Annotated in this window: 3 protein-coding genes and 1 pseudogene; all 4 read left to right on the top strand. The window is 40.7% G+C overall.

Annotated elements, in window-relative coordinates:
- A partial coding sequence (gene metG, locus Q0W26_RS11600; RefSeq protein WP_298525613.1) for a methionine--tRNA ligase occupies nt 1-1,838 on the top strand: 1,838 nt, incomplete at its 5' end.
- A gap of 11 nt (nt 1,839-1,849) precedes the next feature.
- Nucleotides 1,850-3,427, top strand: coding sequence for a DUF530 domain-containing protein (locus Q0W26_RS11595; protein WP_298525610.1), 1,578 nt, complete (start codon nt 1,850-1,852; stop codon nt 3,425-3,427).
- A gap of 7 nt (nt 3,428-3,434) precedes the next feature.
- The gene (locus Q0W26_RS11590; RefSeq protein ID WP_298525607.1) at nt 3,435-3,899 is read left to right on the top strand and encodes a hypothetical protein; all 465 of its coding nucleotides are present in this window, start codon (nt 3,435-3,437) and stop codon (nt 3,897-3,899) included.
- A gap of 36 nt (nt 3,900-3,935) precedes the next feature.
- A pseudogene (locus tag Q0W26_RS11945) lies at nt 3,936-4,094 on the top strand (multidrug transporter); the annotation flags it as partial.

Here is a 4,094-nt window from a genome sequence, read left to right as displayed (position 1 = left end):
AGCATGGAACTCCCATTGCAGTAAAGGCGGATAAGGAAAACAAGAAACCGATTGAGATTGCAAAAAGATATCACGATTTGATTGTTCGTGATGTGGAGTCAATGAACATATCACTGGACAATTTCACAAGAACTACAGATGAAAAGCATTACGAGATTGCAAAAAATTTCTTTAAGGACTTGTATGATAACGGATTCATCTACAGGGAGGATATCCAGCAGCTGTACTGTCCTAACTGTAACAAGTTCCTTCCAGACAGATATGTGGAAGGTCTCTGTCCGGTCTGCGGATCCGAAGCAAGGGGAGACCACTGTGAAAAATGCGGAAAGGCACTCAACCCAACAGAACTTGATGAGCCTCACTGCATAACCTGCGGAACAACACCTATAATCAAGGACACTTTCCAATATGCATTCAAGCTGTCTGAATTTGAAGACACTCTCAAGGACTACATCAACAGCAATGACAACCTGCCTGCAAACGTCAAGAACTATGCAATAAATTGGCTCAACGACGGCCTGACCGATTGGATTTTAACCCGTGATATGGATTGGGGTATACCTGTACCTCTGGATGAGGCCAAAGGCAAAGTGTTGTACGTTTGGATTGAAGCATTCCTGGGCTATATCTCATCAGCATCACAATGGTCAGAGACATCAGGCAGGAAATGGGAAGAGTACTGGAACGATTACGTTGTCCATTTCATAGGAAAGGACATTATCTACCACCATTCAATATTCTGGCCTGGGCTTCTCTCAGCATACGGATGCAAACTGCCTGACATGATTTATGCCGGCGAGTTCTTATCCCTTGAAGGCGAGAAGATGTCCACAAGTAAAAATTGGGTGATATGGATAGCTGATTTTGTAGAAGACTATGAACCTGATTTATTAAGATACTATTTGACAATAAACGCTCCTTTAAACAAGGATTCAGACTTCTCATGGGATGACTTCCAGAGAAGAAACAACGACGAGCTGGCTGATGTAATCGGAAACTTCCTCCACAGGACATTCGTATTCACCAAAAAGCAATTTGGCGGCAAAATCCCTGAATATGAAAATCCTTCCGAGGAAGATGAGGAGTTCAAATCAGCAATCGAAGAGCTTCCGGATAATGCAGGCAAATATATAGCAAACTACGAATTCCGTGAGGCATTGCTTGAAATATTCAAGGTGGCTAAAAAAGGAAACAAATATTTCAATGATTCAGAACCTTGGAAAGCGATAAAAGAAGACAGGACAAAGGCTGCAAACTGCTTACACTTATCTAATCAACTGGCAAAAACATTGGCATACATGTTAAAACCTTTCCTTCCAACTAAAGCAGATAAGATTGCAGACATAATGAATCTTGGCAGTTTAGATAACTGGGAAGATGCGAAAGTGCCATTGTCTGCAGGCCATGAAATAAATAAGGCAAAACCATTATTCAAAAAAATTGAAGATGAAGAAATCGAGGCTCAAAAAGCCAAACTTAAAGAAAACCTAAATGAAAACGAGGATGAAAATATGACAGATTTAGTGACAATAGATCAATTTGATGAATTTGTAATTAAAATAGGAGAAGTAAAAGAAGCTGAAAAAATCGAAAAATCCGATAAACTGTTAAAATTGCAGGTTGACATCGGAGAAGAAAAGCCAAGACAAATCGTCGCAGGACTTGCCAAATTCTACGCACCTGAAGAACTGGTCGGAAGAAAAGTATGTGTAGTGGCAAACCTGCAGCCTGCAAAGCTCTTCGGAACATTATCCGAAGGAATGATTTTGGCAACAGGCGCTTCAGGAGCATTGCTCTCACCTGATGAAAACGGACAAGTCGGCGAAAGAATTCAATAAATTTGATTAAAATGGAAGAGTCTGTCCTGGTAAACAAAGCCGAGAACTACCTTAAGGAAATTGCAAATGACCCAATCATCCTTGATGACATTGAGGAATTTGACAATTTCAAAAGCCTTTACTTTAAGTTAGTTGACAGACTAGACCATTTGCAGAGCCTCAAGGACGACATGGACGCACAGGGTTACACAACACCTTTCACTGCATTAAGCCGTTACGGAACAAAATCCGTTGCCGAAGTCTCACTTGAGGAGGTCGGTGAAAACTCACGCCACAATCAGATTTTCAGAATGAAGGCAAACTCCAAAAAGAATATTCTTGACAGGGTAAAGTCAGCCATCGATTCGCACAAGATTGCAATCGGAAACCTTGAGCAGTTTGGATATGTGAAATGCAATTCTTGCTATAAGAAGTATTCAATCGATGAATACAGGCAGAGGGAGGCAAAGTGCAGCTGTGGATCCATGGGATTCACATTCAAGGTGAGAAAGGAAGCGACACACAGGCTCGACATAATACCTTACCTGCCCCTTTCGGGAAACTACATGGTGCTGTTCGGCGAACTCAACCCCTACGGCCGTGAAGCATTCAAGCACGTGCTGAATATCCTCAAACAGGAACGTAAAGGTGTCGTCAAGACAATAGCTCTCGTAATCAAGTTCAGGGACAGGAACAATCGTTTAATCCGGAAAAACATAACCCTTGACTCCCAGTATGTCAACAATTACGAAGAGGAGGTAAGGCGCCAGTACGGAAGAAACGTAAGGATAGAGGCGTTGCGTTTCCACAGGACAAAACCCGCCATCATCGACGACAAGCATGCAAGGACCGCCCTTGCACTGGCATACGTAAAATATGCCGAATCAATAATCTTTGACATCAAGGACGATATCCTTAAAAGAAGGTTGACAGACTTCAAAAGGCTCAACAAATACTATGAAGTCCTTGCAAAATATGAAAACCAGACACCGGATTTCATTGATGAATATGACCTCAATGCAATCGATGCATGGAGAAAATCTCAAATCCAGAAGGAATTTGAAAAGCTGAATTACGTTGATAGGTTCGGCAACATCAAAAGGTCTTTAAGCCGTGATTTGAAAATAAGGGATTCCATCTATAAGAACACCTTCAAGAACTTCGCCCCGACCTTGATAATGTGGGACATGTTCAAATATTACATGACAACCTCAAACAACTCCCGTAAAATAGTTTCAGGACCGTTCCCATACATCCGTGTGGAACTGGACAGGGAACAGAGGAAAGTGTTCCAGACTACATACACAAAGGTCATAGAAACCCTGAACAGCTTCACAGACATCAAGATAATTCCGATTCCTGAAATGGATTTATTGTTATATGAAAAGTTCAAGTTTGAAAAGCAGTCAAGAAGCTCCCATATCAAATTCAATCAGGTTGCTCTTGGAGCGGCACTGATACATCAGAGCTCTGAGGTTGAAATTGAAGATATAAGCAACGCTTTCAACATTAACGAATCAAGAATCAAGAAGGAAATCAAGCACATTGACCAGATAAGAAATCCGAAAAGCGACAAGTCCAAGAAATTCATGGACCTGATTAAGAAATAGTGATTGTATGGATGAAAACGTTACCACAATTCATATAACGAAGGTTCCATCATCTTCAATGATTGTGGAGCTCATTGAAAAATACCCTAATCTGGAAGAGATCACCTGCTCTCCAAGCGTATACAATAGAACTTCAAAGACATATATTGATGCACTCTCACAGCTTGACATTGAAGTCGTTAAAAAATATAACTGGGGAGCGAAATCAAAAACGGACGGTGCAGAATTTGAAGTAAAAAAACTCTCCGATGAAGGACTGAGCGCCCGTGAAATTTCCGAAAGACTTGGCCTGTCACTTAACAGGGTGTATTACCTTTTGAAAAAAAGCCGGGCGGACTTTGACAACAGAAAAAGAAAACATGACCATGACAAGGTCAGGTCCTTAAAAGATGAAGGGTTAAGCCCCCGTGAAATATCAGAAAAATTGGATATGCCCATTAGAACTGTCTATTATATCCTAAATAAAAAATAAGTACTTTTTTTAATAATGAATGTCATAGTATTAACTATGATGATACTACCACAACTTCCGTTATATGCAATAGCGATAATCTGCGGATTGGTTTCCTTTTTAATGACCAGATTATTCATGCCGAAAATTATCAGAAAACTAGAAGAAGCAGACATTGTCGGAAAAGACATCCACAAATCCTGGAGGCCTGTCGTT

Origin of the sequence: uncultured Methanobrevibacter sp., assembly GCF_947169325.1 — an archaeon.
Lineage (GTDB): Archaea > Methanobacteriota > Methanobacteria > Methanobacteriales > Methanobacteriaceae > Methanocatella.
Note: the sequence above shows the minus strand (reverse complement) of the source record. Positions and strands in the feature narration are given on the sequence as shown.